Below are 19,758 nucleotides of genomic sequence, written 5' to 3'. Positions count from 1 at the left end.
GAGGGGCGGGACCCGGCGACCGCCCCCGCTGATCCGGGTAGCCGGGCTGCTTGAATGGCAGGGTGACCCGAGCCTCCCTGGAAAAGCAGCCGCACGAAGTCGCCTCGATGTTCGACGGTGTGGCGGCCAACTACGACCTGACCAACGACGTGATCTCGCTCGGCCAGGCCCGGCTGTGGCGCAAGGCGGTCGCCCGGGCGGTCGACGCCCGACCCGCGCAGAAGATCCTCGACCTGGCGGCCGGCACGGCGACCTCCTCGCAGCCCTTCGTGAAGGCGGGCGCCTACGTCGTACCGTGCGACTTCTCGCTCGGCATGCTCAAGGTCGGCAAGGAGCGCCACCCCTGGATGCCGTTCACCGCGGGCGACGGGATGAAGCTGCCGTTCAAGGACGAGACGTTCGACACCGTCACGATCTCCTTCGGGCTGCGCAACATCCAGGACACCGAGGTCGCGCTGCGCGAGCTGTACCGGGTGACGAAGCCCGGCGGCCGCGTCGTGATCTGCGAGTTCTCCCAGCCGGTCTGGACCCCGTTCCGCACGGTCTACACGGAGTACCTCATGCGGGCGATCCCCCCGGCCGCCCGCGCGGTGTCCTCCAACCCGGACGCGTACGTCTACCTCGCCGAGTCCATCCGCGACTGGCCCGACCAGCCCGCCCTCGCCGCACTGCTCCAGAAGGCCGGCTGGTCGAAGGTCGCCTGGCGCAACCTGACCGGCGGCGTGGTGGCCCTGCACCGGGCCACCCGCGCCTGACGTTCCCGTGACGGTCCGGGGTCCGTGACGGCCCGGGGTCCGTCACGGTCCGGGGCCGGTCACGGTCCGGGGCCGGTCACGGTCCGGGCTACGGCTCCCGTCCGTGGACCCGGACCGGGACCGTCCACGGGCCCGGATACGGCCCCGGGCTCACAGCTCCAGCCGGAAGCAGACGGCCTCCTGGCCGCGCGGGGTGGCGTACGACTCGGCCCGCCGCATCCCGAGCCGTTCCGCGACCGCCATCGACCGGGCGTTGCGCGAGTGGACCATCGCGACGACCTCGCCCACCCCCGCCGCCCGTACCCGCTCCAGCGTCGTGCGGGCGGCGGCGGTGGCGTAACCCCGGCCCCACGCCGGGCGCCCCAGCCGCCAGCCGATCTCGGTCGCGCCGACCGGCCCGTAATGCGAGTGCGGCCACGGCTGCGCCCCGGTGAAGCCGAGGACGGCGTCATCCTCGTCCGTGACGGTCCACAGGCAGTAACCCAGCACCGCGTCGTGCCGCCGCTGGCGTGCGGTGAGCTCCTCGTACGCGGACAGCTCCGCGCTCCGCCCGCCGAAGAACTCCATCACCCGCGGGTCGTCGAAGACCCGATGCCAGGCCAGGGCGTCCTCGTCGGTCGGAACCCGGAGGCGTACGGCGGGGGCCGAAGCATGGGGGAGGACAGGTGCTGTCGACATGAGGGAGCCCTTCGGAGGGTTGGTTCGCAGGCCCCCATAGACTGCACGGGACATGTGCCGCGCGGCACGCGAATTCGAGTCTTCGGGAGATCCGACCGTGACCGAGCCCCTCTCCGAGCACAGCGCGGACGTGATCGTCGTCGGAGCGGGCCCAGCCGGCTCCACGACCGCCTACTACCTCGCCAAGGCGGGACTCGACGTCCTGCTCCTGGAGAAGACCGCCTTCCCCCGCGAGAAGGTCTGCGGCGACGGGCTCACGCCCCGCGCCACGAAACAGCTCGTCTCCATGGGGATCGACATCTCCGAGGAGGCGGGCTGGCTGCGCAACAAGGGCCTGCGCATCATCGGCGGCGGTGTACGGCTCCAGCTCGACTGGCCCGACCTCGCCTCCTACCCGGACTACGGTCTGGTCCGCAAGCGCGACGACTTCGACGAGCAGCTGGCGCGGCAGGCGCAGAAGGCCGGCGCCCGGCTGTACGAGCGCTGCAACGTGGGCGCGCCCATCAGGGACGAGCGCACCGGCCGCATCACCGGCGTCGAGGCGAGGATCGGCGAGGAGAAGACCCCGGTCACCTTCCACGCCCCGCTCGTCGTCGCCGCCGACGGCAACTCCACCCGGCTCTCCCTGGCGATGGGCCTGCACCGCCGCGAGGACCGCCCCATGGGCGTCGCCGTGCGGACCTACTTCACCTCGCCCCGCCACGACGACGACTACCTGGAGTCCTGGCTGGAGCTGTGGGACAAGCGCGGCTCCGAGGACCGCCTGCTGCCCGGCTACGGCTGGATCTTCGGCATGGGCGACGGCACCTCCAACGTGGGCCTCGGCATCCTCAACTCCTCCTCCGCCTTCAAGGAGCTGGACTGGCGCGAGGTCCTCAAAGCCTGGTGCGCCTCGATGCCGGAGGACTGGGGCTACACCCCGGACAACATGACGATGCCGATCCGCGGCGCGGCCCTCCCGATGGCCTTCAACCGCCAGCCGCACTACACCAAGGGCCTCCTCCTCGTCGGCGACGCGGGCGGCATGGTCAACCCGTTCAACGGCGAAGGCATCGCGTACGCCATGGAGTCGGGCCAGATCGCGGCCGACGTCATCGTCCAGGCCCACGCCCGCGCCACCCCCGCCCAGCGCGAACTGGCCCTGAACAACTACCCGAAGGTGCTCAAGGAGACCTACGGCGGCTATTACACGATGGGCCGCGCCTTCGTGAAACTGATCGGCAACCCGAAGATCATGAAGATCGCCACCCAGCGCGGTCTGACCCACCCGTTGCTGATGAAGTTCACCCTGAAGATGCTGGCCAACCTGACCGACCCGCAGGGCGGCGACGCGATGGACCGCATCATCAACGGCCTGTCGAAGGTGGCCCCGAAGGCCTGAGGCCGCTCAGGAAGGGTCCGCCGCACGCGTGCGCTCGTAGGGGCGGGCCACCCGGGCCCGGGTGCCGCAGGAGGGCCTTCACCACTCGGAGGGCATCAGGGGGCGGGCCCCGGCCGGGCTGGGCGGCGCCGAGGCCGACCACCCGCACGAAAGGGACGTCAGGCGGGGGAGTGCCGTCGGCGGCCGGCCACGCACTTCCGCGTCGTCCCCTGAGCACCCCGAATCCGGCGCTCCGGCCGCCTCCGGTGTTAATCCTCATCCCCCCAGGTGATCGTGTGCGATGATTTGCGCGCCCCCGGTCGTCGGCAGTACCGGACCGGACGGCGCCCGCCCGCCCCCGCCCGCAGTGGCGGCACGCGGTGCGTGCCACTCTTCTTGACGCACGCTCACATCGAACGCAGGCCAGCGGGGTACGGAACAAGCCGATACAGCGCTGCTCGACCCCAAGGACAGACAGCCATGACCACCGCCTCCCTGCCCCAGCACCACGGGCTCTTCCTGGAGCCCCGCTTCGCCGTGGACCCCACCGCGACGGACGAGGACGAGGACTTCGACGCCACGTACGACGCGCTGCCCGCGCCCACCACCTCGGCCAAGGAGCCGGAGCGGACGACCCGCCGCCCGCGCCGCCGCTGATCCGGGCGGCGGTACCCTCCGGCCCGGAACCGAGGTGGCGGTCCCCTCCGGCCCGGAAAACCGCTGGAGGCCCCGCCGCCCGCCCGGTAGCCTCTCTGCCATGGCCAGCCCCGAGTCCGACAGACTCAGGCCACCGGTGCGCCGGTGGCCGTGTTCGTGCTGAGCGTCGCCGGCTGACCCACGGGTCACCGGCCCCCTTCATCACGGTTCCACGCCCCCCGCTCACCGCGGGCACGGGCCGTTCCCCCTCGCGTACGCGCTGAAGCACCGCCGTACGCGGGGTTCGTGCCACCGGCCGATCGTCACCGCAGGGCACTTCTCCGTGCCACCGGCCGATCACCGCCGGGCACTTCTCCCGCACCGTCCCGCCGGACCACCGGCGGACGTCTCCGCGGCCCGTATCCCCGCACTCCGGTCTGTCTGTCCACCCGACGGTTCCGTCCAAGGGGCTACTCACCCATGCCATTCGCCGTCTACGTCCTGGGGCTCGCGGTCTTCGCCCAGGGCACCTCCGAGTTCATGCTGTCCGGGCTCGTCTCCGGCATCGCCGCCGACCTCGACGTCTCCCTCTCCGCCGCCGGCCTCCTCACCTCCGCCTTCGCCATCGGAATGGTCGTCGGCGCACCCCTGATGGCCCTTGCGGGCCGCGCCTGGCCCCGCCGCCGTGCCCTGCTCCTCTTCCTCGCGGTGTTCGTCGCCGTCCATGTCGTCGGCGCTCTCACCCCGAGCTACGAGGTGCTCCTGGCGACCCGTTTCGTCGGGGCCCTCGCCAACGCCGGCTTCTGGGCGGTCGCGCTGACCACGGCCATCGCGATGGTCCCGGACCGGCTGAAGGGCCGGGCCACCGCCGTGGTGGTCGGCGGCGTGACGATCGCCTGCGTCGTGGGCGTACCGGCCGGTGCGGTGCTGGGGGAGCGGTGGGGGTGGCGGTCGGCCTTCTGGGCGGTCGCGATCGTCTCGCTGCCCGCCTTCCTCGCGGTCCTGCGCTCCATCCCGGGCGGCCGGGGCACGGACGCGGGCGCCGCACCCGTACCCGTGCGGGACGAACTGCGCGCGCTGACCGGCCCCGGGCCGCGGCCGGTCCTGCTCACGATGGCCCTGGTGCAGGGGGCGACCTTCTGCGCCTTCTCCTACCTGGAGCCGCTCCTCACCCGGGAGACGGGGCTGGGCGCGGGGTGGGTGCCGGTGTCCCTGGCGCTGTTCGGGGCGGGTTCGTTCGCCGGGGTCACGGTGGCGGGCCGGTTCGCCGACGCCCGCCCGGTCGCCGTCATCGCCACGGGCATGACCGCCCTCACCCTCGGCTGGGCGGCCCTCGCCCTGACGGCGGGTCGCCCGGTGCTCGCCCTGGCGCTGATCCCGCTCCTCGGCATGCTCGCCTTCGGTACGGGCACCGCCCTGATCACCCGGGTCCTGGGCCTCGCCGCCGGGGCCCCGACGCTGGCCGGCGCCTTCTCGACGACCGCGTTCAACCTGGGGGCGGCGGTGGGCCCGTGGGCGGGCGGCCTGGCCCTGGACGCCGGGTTCGGCTACCGGGCCCCGGTCTGGGTGAGCGCCCTGCTGATGGTGCTGGCCCTGCTCGTCGCCGCGACGACGGCGAAGGGCCGCCGCTCCCGAGCGGGGGAGCGGCGGCCCTCAGAGGCTGTCGACCTGAGCGCCGACGGGCGCTTGTGAATCAGAGAACGCGGACCGCGCCGGTCGGCCGGTCGTAGTCCATGGAGCGCTGCACCGTGCCGGTGTTGGAGTTCTGCGCACCGACGAACTCGCCGCCGCCGATGTAGATCGCGACGTGGTACGCGCTGCCCGCGCTGCCCCAGTAGAGGATGTCGCCGGGCTGGAGGTTGTCCAGGGAGACCTGGGTGCCGAACGTCGACTGGGACTGCGAGACGCGCGGCAGGTCGATGCCCGCCGTGCGGTACGCGGCCTGGGTCAGGCCGGAGCAGTCCCAGGAGTTGGGGCCGGTGCCGCCGGGCACGTACGCGTCGCCGACCTGCGCCTTGGCGAACGCCACGATGGAGGCGGCGGAGCCGCTCACGTTCGAGGAAGAGGAGGAAGAGGGTGCGGAGGCGGAGCTGCCCGAGTCCGAGGAGCCCGACGAGCCCGAGGAGGCGCTGAGCGTCGTGCGCTCGGAGGTCCGGGAGGCGCGCTCGGCGCGCTCCTCGGCCTCGGCCTCCGCCTTGGCCTTCGCGGCGGCTTCGGCCTTCTTCTCGGCCTCGGCCTTGCGGACGGCCTCGGCGTGCGCCTTCTTGGCCGTCTTGGCGGCCTTCTCGGCCGCGGCGTCCTCGTCGGCCTGCGTCTCCAGGTCGAGGGCGACCTGCTGGGTGGCCTGGGCGGAGGCGGCCACGGCGGTGGAGAAGCCGGACGTGATCGTGGGCATCTCGATCGTCTGGGTCACCGGCTCGGCCTGGGCCGGACCGGCGGCACCCGCGACCGCGATGGTGCTGAGGACGCCACCGGCAACTCCGGCTCGCAGTGCCGACTTCGAGGCGCGCTGACGGGGCTTCCGGTGGCTGGGTATGTGAGCGGTGAGGGACATGGGTACTAGCGCTATCAGGGCTGTAGGGGTCCCATCAAGAAACGTGTGTTGCGACACAGTTACGTTCGGAATCTGTGAATCCGCTTTCTGGCCGCCCTTATTGACGCCGTAACGGGCAAATCGGGCAGAGCTTAACAGGGCCGTGAACATTGCCTTTCGGTAATACGCCCGAATTGCCCGTCGCCTACCATCCGTTCACACTGATGGCCAAGCCCGGCTTTCGGGGGTGCGGGGTCGAGTGGCGCAGGTCACAGTGTGGGTCCGTCGGCACGGGCAACCCTCGCGACCGTGATCCGCGTGGGTGCCCCGCGGCGGCCCTCGGTCGCCCGCGGGTCCCCGCGATCACGTCGAGGCCGTCCCTGGCCGGCGGAGGCGGCGACTCCACTCGGGCGCCGGGCCGACGCGGGGGCGGCCTCCGGGTGCTCGATCCGGAAGTTCGTGAATGCGTGCACATGTCCGGATCGGCCCCCACCGCTCCTCGTGCGGGCCGTCGTCGATCACGACCGGCACCCTTATCACCCCGGGGCATTCCATCGCCAATTTGCTTGTACGGGCTGTCGATTGATAGCGCGGCACGCCTTTGACCAGCGGTAACGCCATCGAATGTCACGTCTCGTGATCACTCGGCCGCTTCGCGTACGAAGATCACCGCTCATAGGACTTCATGATCCTTCGTCAGGTGGTGGAGATCACAAAGCCGTTGTCGTACCCCGTGTCGCAGATCACAGGGGGCCGGGCATAGGATGCGGGGCAGTCGGGCTTGTGAACTGCCTCACATGTGCACGATCTTGGTGAGGTGGCGAGCCGGTCGCCCGATGCGGTCCACAGGTCAAGGACGACTGGAAGGAGCGAGGAGCGTGAATGCCTACGCGCCCATCCTCGTGCTCGGCGCCCTCGGGGCAGGGTTTGCGATCTTCTCCGTGGTCATGGCCACGCTTATCGGCCCCAAGCGGTACAACCGGGCAAAGCTCGAAGCGTACGAGTGCGGTATCGAACCCACCCCGACTCCCGCCGGAGGCGGCCGCTTTCCGATCAAGTACTACCTGACGGCGATGCTTTTCATCGTCTTCGACATCGAGATCGTCTTCCTCTATCCCTGGGCGGTCTCCTTCGACGCCCTGGGGATCTTCGGGCTCGTGGAGATGCTGCTCTTCGTGCTCACCGTCTTCGTCGCCTATGCGTATGTATGGCGTCGCGGCGGCCTGGAATGGGACTGAGGGGCTGAGGGGCACACCATGGGACTCGAAGAGAAACTGCCGAGCGGCTTCGTTCTGACCACGGTCGAGCAGGCCGCGGGCTGGGTGCGGAAGTCGTCCGTCTTCCCGGCCACGTTCGGACTGGCCTGCTGCGCCATCGAGATGATGACGACCGGCGCGGGCCGCTACGACCTGGCCCGGTTCGGGATGGAGGTCTTCCGCGGATCGCCGCGACAGGCGGACCTGATGATCGTCGCGGGACGGGTGAGCCAGAAGATGGCGCCCGTCCTGCGGCAGGTCTACGACCAGATGCCGAATCCCAAGTGGGTCATTTCCATGGGGGTTTGTGCGTCATCGGGTGGCATGTTCAACAATTACGCCATTGTGCAGGGTGTTGATCACATTGTCCCGGTCGACATCTATCTGCCGGGCTGCCCGCCTCGCCCCGAGATGCTGCTGGACGCCATCCTCAAGCTCCACCAGAAGATCCAGAACGGCAAGCTCGGGGTCAACGCGGAGGAGGCCGCCCGCGAGGCGGAGGAAGCGGCCCTCAAGGCACTGCCCCTGATCGAGATGAAGGGGCTGCTGCGGTGACCGAGAACTCCGACGCCAACGGCGAGCAGAACGGCAACGCCGTACCCGCCCCGCGCGACACCGGCGGCGAGGTCATCCGCGTCCGCAAGGGCATGTTCGGCGCCAACAACGGCGGCGACACCTCCGGCTACGGCGGCCTCGTCCGCACCATCACCCTGCCGGGAGCCGCCTCCCGGCCGTACGGCGGCTGGTTCGACGAGGTCGCCGACGAGCTGGAAGGGGCCCTGGAGGAACAGGACCTGCTCCCCTCCAACGCCATCGAGAAGACGGTCGTCGACCGCGACGAGCTGACCTTCCACATCGCCCGTGAGCACCTGGTCCAGGTCGCCCGCACCCTGCGCGACGACCCCGCCCTGCGCTTCGAACTCTGTACGGGCGTGAGCGGCGTCCACTTCCTGGGCGACAAGGGCCGCGAGCTGCACGCCGTCTACCACCTGCGGTCCCTCACCCACGGTCGGCTGATCCGGCTGGAGGTCTCCGCCCCGGACAGCGACCCGCACATCCCGTCGCTCGTCGAGATCTACCCGACGAACGACTGGCACGAGCGCGAGGCGTACGACTTCTTCGGGCTCGTCTTCGACGGGCACCCGGCCCTGACCCGGATCATGATGCCGGACGACTGGCAGGGCTTCCCGCAGCGCAAGGACTACCCGCTCGGCGGCATCGCCGTCGAGTACAAGGGCGCCCAGATCCCGGCTCCGGACCAGCGGAGGTCGTACTCCTGATGACCACTCCCCACGCAACGCCCCGTGCCACGACCGAGGGGACTGTATATACAGTCACCGGCGGCGACTGGGACGAGGTCGTCGAATCCGCGGTGAAGTCCGACGACGAGCGCATCATCGTCAACATGGGCCCCCAGCACCCGTCCACGCACGGCGTGCTGCGCCTCATCCTGGAGATCGACGGCGAGACCGTCACCGAGGCCCGCTGCGGCATCGGCTACCTCCACACCGGCATCGAGAAGAACCTCGAATTCCGCAACTGGACGCAGGGCACCACCTTCGTCACGCGGATGGACTACCTGACGCCGTTCTTCAACGAGACGGCGTACTGCCTGGGCGTCGAGAAGCTCCTCGGCATCGAGGACCAGATCCCCGACCGGGCCACCGTCCTGCGCGTCCTGCTGATGGAGCTCAACCGGCTCGCCTCGCACCTCGTGTGCATCGCCACCGGCGGCATGGAGCTCGGCGCGACCACGATCATGATCTACGGCTTCCGCGATCGTGAACTGGTTCTCGACCTCTTCGAGCTCTTCACCGGCCTGCGGATGAACCACGCGTTCGTCCGCCCCGGCGGCCTCGCCCAGGACCTGCCCCCGGGCGCGGTCGACCAGCTGCGCGAGTTCATCAAGACCATGAAGAAGAACCTGCCGGAGTACGACAAGCTCGCCACCGGCAACCCGATCTTCAAGGCCCGGATGAAGGACGTCGGCTACCTCGACCTCACCGGCTGCATGGCGCTCGGCGCCACCGGCCCGGTGCTGCGCTCCGCCGGACTCCCGCACGACCTGCGCAAGAGCGACCCGTACTGCGGCTACGAGACCTACGACTTCGACGTCCCGACCGCCGACACCTGCGACTCCTACGGACGCTTCCTGATCCGCCTGGAGGAGATGCGCCAGTCGCTGCGCATCATCGAGCAGTGCATCGACCGCCTGGAGCCCGGGCCGGTCATGGTCGCCGACAAGAAGATCGCCTGGCCCGCGCAGCTCGCCCTCGGCCCGGACGGACTCGGCAACTCGCTCGACCACATCCGGAACATCATGGGCACCTCCATGGAAGCCCTGATCCACCACTTCAAGCTGGTGACCGAGGGCTTCCGGGTCCCGGCCGGTCAGGTGTACACCGCCGTCGAGTCCCCCAAGGGCGAACTCGGCGTGCACGTCGTCTCCGACGGCGGCACCCGCCCCTACCGGGTCCACTTCCGCGACCCGTCCTTCACCAACCTCCAGGCCATGGCGGCGATGTGCGAAGGCGGCCAGGTCGCCGACGTCATCGTCGCCGTCGCGTCCATCGACCCCGTGATGGGAGGCGTCGACCGGTGACCACATCACGCCAAGACGTCAGTCTGGGGATGCCGCAGCTCCCCGCCACCCCCTACCCGGCCGAGGTGCGCGCCCGGCTCGACGCGGACGCCAAGGAGGTGCTCGCCCGCTACCCCGGCAGCCGCTCCGCCCTCCTGCCGCTGCTGCACCTCGTGCAGTCCGAGGAGGGATACGTCTCCCGTACGGGCATGGCCTTCTGCGCCGAGACGCTCGACCTCACCACCGCCGAGGTCACCGCCGTCGCGACGTTCTACTCCATGTACCGGCGCAGGCCCAGCGGCGACTACCAGGTCGGCGTCTGCACCAACACCCTGTGCGCGGTCATGGGCGGCGACGCCATCTTCGACACGCTCAAGGAGCACCTCGGCGTCGGCAACAACGAGACCACCGACGACGGCAAGGTCACCCTCGAACACATCGAGTGCAACGCCGCCTGCGACTTCGCGCCCGTCGTGATGGTCAACTGGGAGTTCTTCGACAACCAGACGCCCCAGAGCGCCACGCAACTCGTCGACGACCTGATCGCCGGCCGGACCGTAGAGCCCACCCGGGGCGCGCCGATCTGCTCGTACAAGGAGACGGCCCGCATCCTGGCCGGCTTCCCCGACGAGCGGCCCGGCGCCGTCGCGGCGACCGGCGGCGCGGGCCCCGCCTCCCTCGTCGGGCTGAAGCTCGCCAAGGGCGAGGCGCTCCCGCAGGCGCGCGTGGTCTCCCCGCGCGCCGGACAGCCCCAGGACGCGCAACCGCAGGACGCGCAGCCCCAGGACGCGCAACCGCACGACCCTTCGCCGTCCGAGCACATCAGCTCGCACGACGCACCGCAGCAGACCTCGGCCTCCGACCCGGAGCACCCGGCCGGGCCCGCAGCCGAGGAGGGGGAGTGATGACCTTGGCCGCCGAGATCGACCACAACGGGACGAGCCCCGAGAAGCTGCTTGCACCGGTCCTCTCCGCCTTCTGGGACCAGCCCGAATCCTGGACCCTGGACACCTACCGCCGCCACGACGGCTACGAAGGGCTGCGCAAGGCACTCGCCATGACGCCCGACGACCTCATCGCGTACGTCAAGGACTCCGGTCTGCGCGGACGCGGCGGCGCGGGCTTCCCCACCGGGATGAAGTGGCAGTTCATCCCGCAGGGGGACGGCAAGCCGCACTATCTAGTTGTCAACGCCGACGAGTCGGAGCCGGGGACCTGCAAGGACATCCCGCTCCTCTTCGCGAACCCGCACAGCCTCATCGAGGGCATGGTGATCGCCTGTTACGCGATCCGTTCGTCGCACGCGTTCATCTATCTGCGCGGTGAGGTCGTTCCCGTGCTGCGACGACTGCACGAGGCCGTACGAGAGGCGTACGAGGCGGGTTATCTGGGGACGAACATCCTGGGTTCAGGACTCGATCTGGAACTCACGGTGCACGCGGGCGCCGGTGCGTACATCTGTGGTGAGGAAACCGCGCTGCTCGACTCTCTCGAAGGACGGCGTGGCCAGCCCCGGCTGCGGCCCCCCTTCCCCGCGGTCGCCGGTCTGTACGCCTGCCCCACTGTCGTGAACAACGTCGAGTCCATCGCCTCGGTTCCCGCGATCCTGAACAAGGGCAAGGACTGGTTCAAGTCGATGGGCAGCGAGAAGTCCCCGGGCTTCACGCTCTACTCGCTCAGCGGCCATGTCACCAGCCCCGGCCAGTACGAGGCCCCGCTCGGCATCACGCTGCGCCAGCTCCTCGACATGAGCGGCGGCATCCGGTCCGGTCACCGCCTGAAGTTCTGGACCCCGGGCGGCTCCTCCACCCCGATGTTCACCGAGGAGCACCTCGACGTCCCCCTCGACTACGAGGGCGTCGGCGCCGCCGGGTCCATGCTCGGGACCAAGGCGCTCCAGTGCTTCGACGAGACGACCTGCGTCGTGCGGGCCGTCACCCGCTGGACCGAGTTCTACGCCCACGAGTCCTGCGGCAAGTGCACACCCTGCCGCGAAGGGACGTACTGGCTGGTCCAGTTGCTCCGCGACATCGAGGCCGGCAAGGGCGAGATGGCCGACCTCGACAAGCTCAACGACATCGCCGACAACATCAACGGCAAGTCGTTCTGCGCGCTCGGCGACGGCGCCGCCTCGCCGATCTTCTCCTCGCTCAAGTACTTCCGCGAGGAGTACGAGCAGCACATCACCGGCAAGGGCTGCCCCTTCGATCCCGCCCGGTCCACGGCCTGGGCCGACGACAAGAACACCGACGGCAAGAACGCTCACCGGGGGGTGAACGCATGACAGTCACCACGAGTGCGCCCTCCGGGGGCGGCGAGGCGGCGATCCCGCCCGAGGACCTGGTCACGCTGACCATCGACGGCATCGAGATCAGCGTCCCCAAGGGGACCCTGGTCATCCGCGCCGCCGAGCTCCTCGGCATCGAGATCCCGCGCTTCTGCGACCACCCGCTCCTCGACCCCGCCGGCGCCTGCCGCCAGTGCATCGTCGAGGTCGAGGGCCAGCGCAAGCCGATGGCCTCCTGCACCATCACCTGCACCGACGGCATGGTCGTCAAGTCGCAGATCACCTCTCCTGTCGCCGAGAAGGCGCAGAAGGGCGTGATGGAGCTGCTGCTGATCAACCATCCGCTGGACTGCCCCGTCTGCGACAAGGGCGGCGAGTGCCCGCTCCAGAACCAGGCGATGTCGCACGGCGGCGCCGACTCCCGCTTCGAGGGCAAGAAGCGGACGTTCGAGAAGCCCGTCCCGATCTCCACCCAGGTGCTGCTGGACCGCGAGCGGTGCGTGCTCTGCGCGCGCTGCACCCGGTTCTCCAACCAGGTGGCGGGCGACCCGATGATCGAACTGATCGAGCGCGGCGCCCTCCAGCAGGTCGGCACCGGCGAGGGCGACCCCTTCGAGTCGTACTTCTCCGGCAACACCATCCAGATCTGCCCGGTCGGCGCGCTGACCTCGGCGGCGTACCGCTTCCGCTCCCGCCCCTTCGACCTGGTCTCCACCCCCTCGGTGTGCGAGCAGTGCGCGGGCGGCTGCTCGACCCGGACCGACCACCGGCGCGGCAAGGTCATGCGCCGCCTCGCGGCCAACGAGCCCGAGGTCAACGAGGAGTGGCTCTGCGACAAGGGGCGGTTCGGCTTCCGTTACGCCCAGCAGCGCGACCGGCTCACCACCCCGCTGGTACGCAACGCCGAGGGCGAGCTGGAACCGGCGAGCTGGCCCGAGGCCCTGGCAGCCGCGGCGGCCGGGCTCCTCGCCGCCCGCGGCCGTACCGGCGTCCTGACCGGCGGCCGGCTGACCGTCGAGGACGCCTACGCGTACAGCAAGTTCGCCCGGGTCGCCCTCGACACCAACGACGTCGACTTCCGCTCCCGGGTGCACAGCGCCGAGGAGGCCGACTTCCTGGCCGCCCGGGTCGCCGGACGCGGCCGGGACCTGGACGGCGAGGGGGTCACGTACACCGCGCTGGAGAAGGCACCCGCGGTCCTGCTCGTCGGGTTCGAGTCCGAGGAGGAGGCGCCCGGCGTCTTCCTGCGGCTGCGCAAGGCCCACCGCAAGAGCGGCCAGAAGACCTTCGCGCTGGCGTCGCACGCCACCCGGGGCCTGGTGAAGGCGGGCGGCACGCTGCTGCCCGCCGCCCCCGGCACCGAGACCGAGTGGCTGGACGCGATCGCGGGCGGCGTCGGCCTGGAGGCCGAAGGGGCCGCGGCGGCCGAGGCGCTCCGCGCCGAGCACTCCCTGATCATCGTCGGTGAACGGCTCGCCGGAGTGCCCGGAGCGCTGTCCGCCGCCGTACGCACCGCCACCGCCACCGGCGCACGCCTGGTGTGGATCCCGCGCCGGGCGGGCGACCGGGGCGCGGTGGAGGCGGGCGCGCTCCCCACCCTGCTGCCCGGCGGCCGCCCGGCCACCGACCCGCGGGCCCGCGAGGAGGTCGCGGAGCTGTGGCGCGTGGCCGAACTGCCCACCCGCCACGGCCGCGACACCGGCCAGATCGTCGAGGCCGCGGCCACCGGCGAACTGGGCGCGCTCCTCGTCGCCGGGGTCGGCGTCGAGGACCTGCCCGACCCGAACCGCGCCCTCCAGGCGCTGAACGGGGTCGGCTTCCTGGTCTCGCTGGAACTGCGGCCGAGCGCGGTATCCGCCCGGGCGGACGTGGTCTTCCCGGTCGCCGCCGTCGCGGAGAAGTCCGGCACCTTCCTCAACTGGGAGGGCCGGGTCCGGATGTTCCAGGCGGCGCTGAAGCCGGAGCAGCTGCCCCGGACGCTGGCGCCGACGGACTCCCGGGTGCTGCACATGCTGGCCGACGCCATGGACGTGCACTTCGCCCTGCCGGACCTGACCGCCGCCCGCCGCGAGCTGGACCGGCTCGGCGGCTGGGAGGGCGGCCACGCGGAGGACCCGCGCGAGAGCGCGCAGCCGCTGCCCCGGCCCGGCGACGGCGAGGCGGTCCTCGCCGGCCACCGGATGCTGCTCGACCTCGGCCGGCTCCAGGACGGCGACACCGCGCTCGCCGGGACCCGGCACGCGGCCGTCGCCCGGCTCTCGGCGGTCACCGCCGCCGAGTCCGGCGTCAAGGACGGCGACCTGCTCGCCGTCACCGGCCCCGCGGGCACCGTCGAACTGCCCCTCGCGGTCACCGACATGCCGGACCGGGTGGTCTGGGTGCCGCTGAACTCGATGGGGCGCGGCATCCCCGCCGACACCGGCGCGAACCCCGGCGGCCTGGTGCGGATCGGTCCCGCCGCCGCACCGGGTGCTCCCGTCGAACCATCGGAGGTACGAGCGTGACTGGCCTCGCCGCATTCACGACGGCGCCCGAGAGCGTCGTCCTCGCCGCCGAGGATCTCTCGATGTTCGGCACCGACCCCTGGTGGCTCGTCGCCATCAAGGCGGTCTTCTGCTTCGCGTTCCTGATGCTGATCGTGCTGTTCTCCATCGTGTGGGAGCGCAAGGTCGTCGCCTGGATGCAGCTGCGCGTCGGCCCCAACCGGCACGGCCCCTGGGGACTGCTCCAGTCGCTCGCCGACGGCATCAAGCTGATGCTGAAGGAAGACGTGATCGTCAAGCGCGCGGACAAGGCGGTCTACGTCCTCGCGCCGATCCTCGCCGCGATCCCGGCGTTCATGGCGATCGCGGTGATCCCCTTCGGCCCGGCGGGCAACGAGGTCTCGATCTTCGGGCAGCGCACCACGATGCAGCTCACCGACCTCCCGATCGCCGCGCTCTACATCCTCGCCGTCGGCGCGGTCGGGGTGTACGGCTTCGTCCTCGGCGGCTGGTCCTCGGGCTCGACGTACCCCCTGCTCGGCGGAATCCGTTCGTCCGCCCAGATGATCTCGTACGAGATCGCCATGGGCGCGGCCTTCGCCTCGGTCTTCCTCTACTCCGGGTCGATGTCCACCTCGACGATCGTGGAGGCGCAGGCGGACCGCTGGTACATCATGCTGCTGCCGGTCTCGTTCATCATCTACATGGTGACCATGGTCGGTGAGGCCAGTCGGGCGCCGTTCGACATGCCGGAGTCCGAGGGCGACCTGGTCGGCGGGTTCAACACCGAGTACAGCTCCATCAAGTTCGCGATGTTCATGCTCGCCGAGTACATCCACATGGTGACCGTGTCGATGATCGCGGTGACGCTGTTCCTCGGCGGCTGGCGGGCCCCGTACCCGATCTCCGCCTTCTGGGAGGGAGCGAACCACGGCTGGTGGCCGATGCTCTGGTTCTTCCTGAAGCTCCAGGTGCTGATCTTCTTCTTCATCTGGCTGCGCGGCACGCTTCCCCGCGTCCGCTACGACCAGTTGATGAAGCTGGGCTGGAAGGTCCTCATCCCGGTCTCGGTCGTCTGGCTGATGCTCGTCGCCACCGTCCGCGCCCTGCGCAACGAGGGCTACGACTTCTCCCGGATCGTGCTGTACGTCGGTGCGGCCGTGATCGCGATCCTGCTGATCTCGTTCGTCGTCGACATGTTCCGCGACCGCAGGAACCGTGCCGAGGAGGAAGCGGCCGGACCGGAGCCCGCCTTCGACCCGATGGCGGGCGGGTTCCCGGTGCCTCCGCTGCCCGGACAGACCCTGCCGCCGGTGCCCAGGCGCACACCACGACGGGAGCGGGAGCTCGTTGTCAGTGGTGGAGCGGATACTCAGAGTGACGAAAGCGCGAGTGACGGAAAGGAGGCCGGCGGTGTCTGAGAAACCAGAGCTCACGGGCTCATCGGGATCCGCTGGGTCCTCGGGGCAGGCAGGTCAGGCAGGGGAGTCGGGGGAGAAGTTCCAGAACCCCGTGGCCGGCTTCGGCGTGACCTTCAAGGCCATGTTCAAGAAGCGGCTCACCGAGCAGTATCCGGAGACGCCGAAGGTGACGGCGCCCCGCTTCCACGGCCGCCACCAGCTCAACCGCCACCCGGACGGCCTGGAGAAGTGCGTCGGCTGCGAGCTGTGCGCCTGGGCCTGCCCGGCGGACGCGATCTACGTGGAGGGCGCGGACAACACCGAGGAGGAGCGCTACTCCCCGGGAGAGCGCTACGGCCGCGTCTACCAGATCAACTACGCGCGCTGCATCCTGTGCGGACTCTGCATCGAGGCGTGCCCCACCCGGGCGCTGACGATGACGAACGAGTTCGAGCTGGCCAACACCACCCGCGAGAGCCTCATCTACACCAAGGACGAGCTGCTCGCGGGCCTGGAGGAGGGCATGGTCGACAGCCCGCACACAATCTTCCCCGGCATGGACGAGCAGGACTACTACCGGGGCGTGGTCACCGAGGCCGCCCCCGGCACGGTCCGTCAGACGGCCGTGTCCAAGGGCGAGAGCGACAAGCCCGACGAGGACCCCATCGAGTCCACCCGGGCCGCCGACGCCACCCGGCCGGACAAGGGGGTGGGGGCGTGAACGCGCTGGCCGCAGCCACCACCACCTCGACCGGCGAGGCCATCCAGTTCTGGATCCTGGGCACCGTCGCCGTGATCGGCGCGCTCTCCACGGTGCTGATGAAGAAGTCCGTGCACAGCGCCCTCTCGCTCGCCGGGACCATGATCGTCCTCGCGGTCTTCTACCTCGCCAACGGCGCGTATTTTCTTGGCATCGTCCAGATCGTCGTCTACACCGGCGCGATCATGATGCTGTTCCTCTTCGTCGTCATGCTCGTCGGCGTCACCGCGGCCGACTCCCTCCAGGAGACCCTCAAGGGGCAGCGCTGGCTGGCCCTCGGGTGTGCTCTCGGGTTCGCCGTGCTGCTGATCGCGGGCATCGGCAACGCCTCCCTGAGCACCTTCAACGGGCTCGGCGCGGCCAACGCGCAACACGGCGGCAACGTCGAGGGAATCGCCAACCTCATCTTCACCAAGTACGTCTTCGCCTTCGAGATCACCGGCGCCCTGCTGATCACCGCGACGGTCGGCGCGATGGTGCTCACGCACCGCGAACGCACCGAACGGGCCAAGACCCAGCGGGAGATGTCCGAGGAGCGCGTGCGCGGCAAGCACCTCCCGCCGCTGCCCGCCCCCGGCGTCTACGCCCGGCACAACGCGGTGGACATCCCCGGCCTGCTGCCCGACGGCACCCCGTCCGAGCTGACCGTCATGCAGACGCTGCGTCAGCGCGGTCAGATCCGTGACGTCTCGCAGCAGTCCCTCGCCGATCTCAAGGCCCTGGAGCAGCGCTCCGGGGAGCGGCTCGGACGCGAGGACGCGGACGCCGTGGCGCGCGGAGCCAATCCCCCGTCCGCGGCGGAGAATTCGGAGGCCGCCAAGTGAACCCGGTCAACTACCTCTACCTCGCGGCCCTGCTCTTCGCGATCGGCGCCTCCGGGGTGCTGATCAGGCGGAACACGATCGTGCTGTTCATGTGCGTCGAGCTGATGCTCAACGCCTGCAATCTGGCGCTCGTCACGTTCTCCCGGATGCACGGCAACCTCGACGGGCAGATCGTCGCGTTCTTCACGATGGTCGTCGCCGCCGCGGAAGTCGTCGTCGGACTCGCGATCATCGTGTCGTTGTTCCGCTCCCGCCACTCGGCCTCGGTCGACGACGCCAGCCTGATGAAGCTGTAAGGGGTCGGAAACGTGGAGAACCTGATTGCGCTGCTCGTCGCGGCGCCCCTGCTCGGAGCGGCGGTCCTGCTCTGCGGCGGACGCCGCCTGGACAAGACCGGCCACTGGCTCGGCACCGTCCTGGCCGGCGCCTCGTTCGTCGTCGGACTGATCCTGTTCACCGACATGCTGGGGAAGGACGCCGAGGACCGGGCCCTGCACCAGCACCTGTTCAGCTGGATTCCGGTGGAGGGCTTCCAGGCCGACATCGCCTTCCAGCTCGACCAGCTGTCGATGACGTTCGTCCTGCTCATCACCGGTGTGGGCACGCTGATCCACATCTACTCCATCGGTTACATGGAGCACGACGAGCGCAGGCGCCGCTTCTTCGGCTATCTCAACCTGTTCCTCGCGGCGATGCTCATCCTGGTCATCGCCGACAACTACCTCCTGCTGTACGTCGGGTGGGAGGGCGTCGGTCTGGCGTCGTTCCTGCTCATCGGCTTCTGGCAGCACAAGCCCACCGCGGCCACCGCCGCGAAGAAGGCCTTCCTGGTCAACCGGGTCGGCGACATGGGCCTGTCGATCGCCATCATGCTGATGTTCACCACCTTCGGCACCTTCGCCTTCGGGCCGGTGCTGGAGTCGGCGGGCGAGACGAGCCAGGGCAAGCTGACCGCCATCGGGCTGATGCTGCTGCTGGCCGCCTGCGGCAAGTCGGCCCAGGTGCCGCTCCAGTCCTGGCTCGGCGACGCGATGGAGGGCCCGACCCCGGTCTCCGCCCTCATCCACGCCGCGACCATGGTCACCGCCGGCGTCTATCTGATCGTCCGCTCCGGCGCGATCTTCAACGCCGCCCCGGACGCCCAGACGGTCGTCGTCATCGTCGGCGCGGTCACGCTGATCTTCGGTGCGATCGTCGGTTGCGCGAAGGACGACATCAAGAAGGCCCTGGCCGGCTCCACGATGTCGCAGATCGGCTACATGATCCTGGCCGCGGGCCTCGGCCCCATCGGCTACATCTTCGCGATCATGCACCTGGTGACGCACGGCTTCTTCAAGGCCGGGCTCTTCCTCGGCGCGGGCTCCGTCATGCACGGCATGAACGACGAGGTCGACATGCGCAAGTACGGCGGCCTGCGGAAGTACATGCCGGTCACCTTCGTCACCTTCGGCCTCGGCTATCTGGCCATCATCGGCTTCCCCGGCCTGTCCGGCTTCTTCTCCAAGGACAAGATCATCGAGGCGGCCTTCGCCAAGGGCGGCACCGAGGGCTGGATCCTCGGCTCCGTGGCCCTGCTGGGCGCAGCGATCACCGCGTTCTACATGACGCGCGTGATGCTGATGACCTTCTTCGGCGAGAAGCGCTGGCAGCCGGACGCGGAGGGCCACGAGCCGCACCCGCACGAGTCCCCGAAGTCGATGACGATCCCGATGATCGTGCTGGCCTTCGGCTCGGTCTTCGCCGGCGGGTTCTTCGCCATCGGTGACCGGTTCATCAACTGGCTGGAGCCCGTCACCGGTTACGACCACGGGCACGCCCCGCTCAGCGCGGCCACGGTCACCGGAGCCACCGTGGTGGCCCTGGTCATCGGCGTCGGGATCGCCTGGGCGATGTACGGGCGCAAGCCCGTGCCCGTCGTCGCCCCGCGCGGTTCGGTCCTCACCCGGGCCGCCCGCCGCGATCTCCTCCAGGACGACTTCAACCACGTGGTTCTGGTCCGCGGCGGCGAGCACCTCACCCGCTCGCTGGTCTACGTGGACCACTCCCTGGTCGACGGCGTCGTCAACGGCACGGCCGCCTCGGTCGGCGGGCTCTCCGGCCGGCTGCGCAAGCTGCAGAACGGCTACGCCCGCACCTACGCGGTCTCGATGTTCGGCGGTACGGCGGTCGTCATCGCCGCGACCCTGCTGATGAGGGCGGTCTGAT

18 protein-coding genes are annotated in these 19,758 nt (G+C 70.1%); 16 read left to right on the top strand and 2 right to left on the bottom strand.

Annotated elements, in window-relative coordinates:
- Positions 1-62: 62 nt before the first annotated feature.
- Positions 63-755 carry a demethylmenaquinone methyltransferase gene (locus AB0F29_RS30285; RefSeq protein ID WP_361878569.1) on the top strand — a complete coding sequence of 231 codons (693 nt, stop codon included), beginning with the start codon at positions 63-65 and terminating at the stop codon, positions 753-755.
- Between the two features lie 150 nt (positions 756-905).
- Here AB0F29_RS30285 and AB0F29_RS30280 read toward each other — a convergent pair whose 3' ends face one another.
- Positions 906-1,433, bottom strand: a complete 528-nt coding sequence (locus AB0F29_RS30280; RefSeq protein WP_361878566.1) for a GNAT family N-acetyltransferase — start codon at positions 1,431-1,433, stop codon at positions 906-908.
- 97 nt (positions 1,434-1,530) lie between these two features.
- Here AB0F29_RS30280 and AB0F29_RS30275 point away from each other — a divergent pair, with 97 nt between their 5' ends.
- From AB0F29_RS30275 to AB0F29_RS30265, 3 genes are all read left to right on the top strand, one after another.
- Positions 1,531-2,814, top strand: coding sequence for a geranylgeranyl reductase family protein (locus AB0F29_RS30275; RefSeq protein WP_361878563.1), 1,284 nt, complete (start codon positions 1,531-1,533; stop codon positions 2,812-2,814).
- A gap of 459 nt (positions 2,815-3,273) precedes the next feature.
- Entirely contained in the window at positions 3,274-3,450 is a 177-nt protein-coding gene (locus AB0F29_RS30270; RefSeq protein WP_265599953.1) for a hypothetical protein, read from the top strand.
- Between the two features lie 459 nt (positions 3,451-3,909).
- Positions 3,910-5,121 carry a Cmx/CmrA family chloramphenicol efflux MFS transporter gene (locus AB0F29_RS30265; protein WP_361878560.1) on the top strand — a complete coding sequence of 404 codons (1,212 nt, stop codon included), beginning with the start codon at positions 3,910-3,912 and terminating at the stop codon, positions 5,119-5,121.
- Position 5,122: 1 nt separating this feature from the next.
- Here the strand turns inward: AB0F29_RS30265 and AB0F29_RS30260 are convergent, their stop codons facing one another.
- Positions 5,123-5,983 carry a C40 family peptidase gene (locus tag AB0F29_RS30260; RefSeq protein WP_361878557.1) on the bottom strand — a complete coding sequence of 287 codons (861 nt, stop codon included), beginning with the start codon at positions 5,981-5,983 and terminating at the stop codon, positions 5,123-5,125.
- Between the two features lie 857 nt (positions 5,984-6,840).
- Between AB0F29_RS30260 and AB0F29_RS30255 the strand changes: the two genes are divergently transcribed.
- From AB0F29_RS30255 to nuoL, 12 genes are read left to right on the top strand one after another with little or no spacing between them, the layout of a single operon-like run.
- Complete coding sequence (locus tag AB0F29_RS30255) at positions 6,841-7,200, top strand: NADH-quinone oxidoreductase subunit A (RefSeq protein WP_003967084.1); 360 nt, start codon at positions 6,841-6,843, stop codon at positions 7,198-7,200.
- An 18-nt stretch (positions 7,201-7,218) separates the two neighbouring features.
- The gene (locus AB0F29_RS30250) at positions 7,219-7,773 is read left to right on the top strand and encodes an NADH-quinone oxidoreductase subunit B (protein ID WP_018960437.1); all 555 of its coding nucleotides are present in this window, start codon (positions 7,219-7,221) and stop codon (positions 7,771-7,773) included.
- A complete protein-coding gene (locus tag AB0F29_RS30245) occupies positions 7,770-8,498 on the top strand; it encodes an NADH-quinone oxidoreductase subunit C (protein ID WP_361878552.1) in 729 nt (242 codons plus the stop codon). Before AB0F29_RS30250 ends, AB0F29_RS30245 begins: the two co-directional genes overlap by 4 nt.
- The gene (locus AB0F29_RS30240) at positions 8,498-9,820 is read left to right on the top strand and encodes an NADH-quinone oxidoreductase subunit D (protein ID WP_265599949.1); all 1,323 of its coding nucleotides are present in this window, start codon (positions 8,498-8,500) and stop codon (positions 9,818-9,820) included. Before AB0F29_RS30245 ends, AB0F29_RS30240 begins: the two co-directional genes overlap by 1 nt.
- A gap of 29 nt (positions 9,821-9,849) precedes the next feature.
- Positions 9,850-10,704, top strand: coding sequence for an NADH-quinone oxidoreductase subunit NuoE (gene nuoE / locus AB0F29_RS30235; RefSeq protein WP_361878810.1), 855 nt, complete (start codon positions 9,850-9,852; stop codon positions 10,702-10,704).
- The gene (nuoF, locus tag AB0F29_RS30230) at positions 10,701-12,083 is read left to right on the top strand and encodes an NADH-quinone oxidoreductase subunit NuoF (RefSeq protein WP_361878549.1); all 1,383 of its coding nucleotides are present in this window, start codon (positions 10,701-10,703) and stop codon (positions 12,081-12,083) included. The genes nuoE and nuoF overlap by 4 nt, the downstream gene beginning before the upstream one ends.
- Entirely contained in the window at positions 12,080-14,590 is a 2,511-nt protein-coding gene (locus AB0F29_RS30225; RefSeq protein ID WP_361878546.1) for an NADH-quinone oxidoreductase subunit G, read from the top strand. Before nuoF ends, AB0F29_RS30225 begins: the two co-directional genes overlap by 4 nt.
- Complete coding sequence (nuoH, locus tag AB0F29_RS30220; protein WP_361878543.1) at positions 14,587-15,990, top strand: NADH-quinone oxidoreductase subunit NuoH; 1,404 nt, start codon at positions 14,587-14,589, stop codon at positions 15,988-15,990. The genes AB0F29_RS30225 and nuoH overlap by 4 nt, the downstream gene beginning before the upstream one ends.
- The gene (gene nuoI / locus AB0F29_RS30215) at positions 15,983-16,690 is read left to right on the top strand and encodes an NADH-quinone oxidoreductase subunit NuoI (protein WP_361878540.1); all 708 of its coding nucleotides are present in this window, start codon (positions 15,983-15,985) and stop codon (positions 16,688-16,690) included. Before nuoH ends, nuoI begins: the two co-directional genes overlap by 8 nt.
- Complete coding sequence (locus AB0F29_RS30210) at positions 16,687-17,553, top strand: NADH-quinone oxidoreductase subunit J (RefSeq protein WP_361878537.1); 867 nt, start codon at positions 16,687-16,689, stop codon at positions 17,551-17,553. The genes nuoI and AB0F29_RS30210 overlap by 4 nt, the downstream gene beginning before the upstream one ends.
- Positions 17,550-17,849 (top strand): NADH-quinone oxidoreductase subunit NuoK, encoded by a 300-nt coding sequence (nuoK, locus tag AB0F29_RS30205; protein ID WP_018960446.1) that lies wholly within the window; start codon positions 17,550-17,552, stop codon positions 17,847-17,849. Before AB0F29_RS30210 ends, nuoK begins: the two co-directional genes overlap by 4 nt.
- Positions 17,850-17,861: 12 nt before the next feature.
- On the top strand, positions 17,862-19,757 hold the full coding sequence (gene nuoL / locus AB0F29_RS30200) for an NADH-quinone oxidoreductase subunit L (RefSeq protein ID WP_361878533.1): 1,896 nt from the start codon (positions 17,862-17,864) through the stop codon (positions 19,755-19,757).
- Position 19,758 lies beyond the last annotated feature (1 nt).

This window comes from Streptomyces sp. NPDC026589, from assembly GCF_040638385.1.
Taxonomy (GTDB): Bacteria; Actinomycetota; Actinomycetes; order Streptomycetales; family Streptomycetaceae; genus Streptomyces.
Note: the sequence above shows the minus strand (reverse complement) of the source record. Positions and strands in the feature narration are given on the sequence as shown.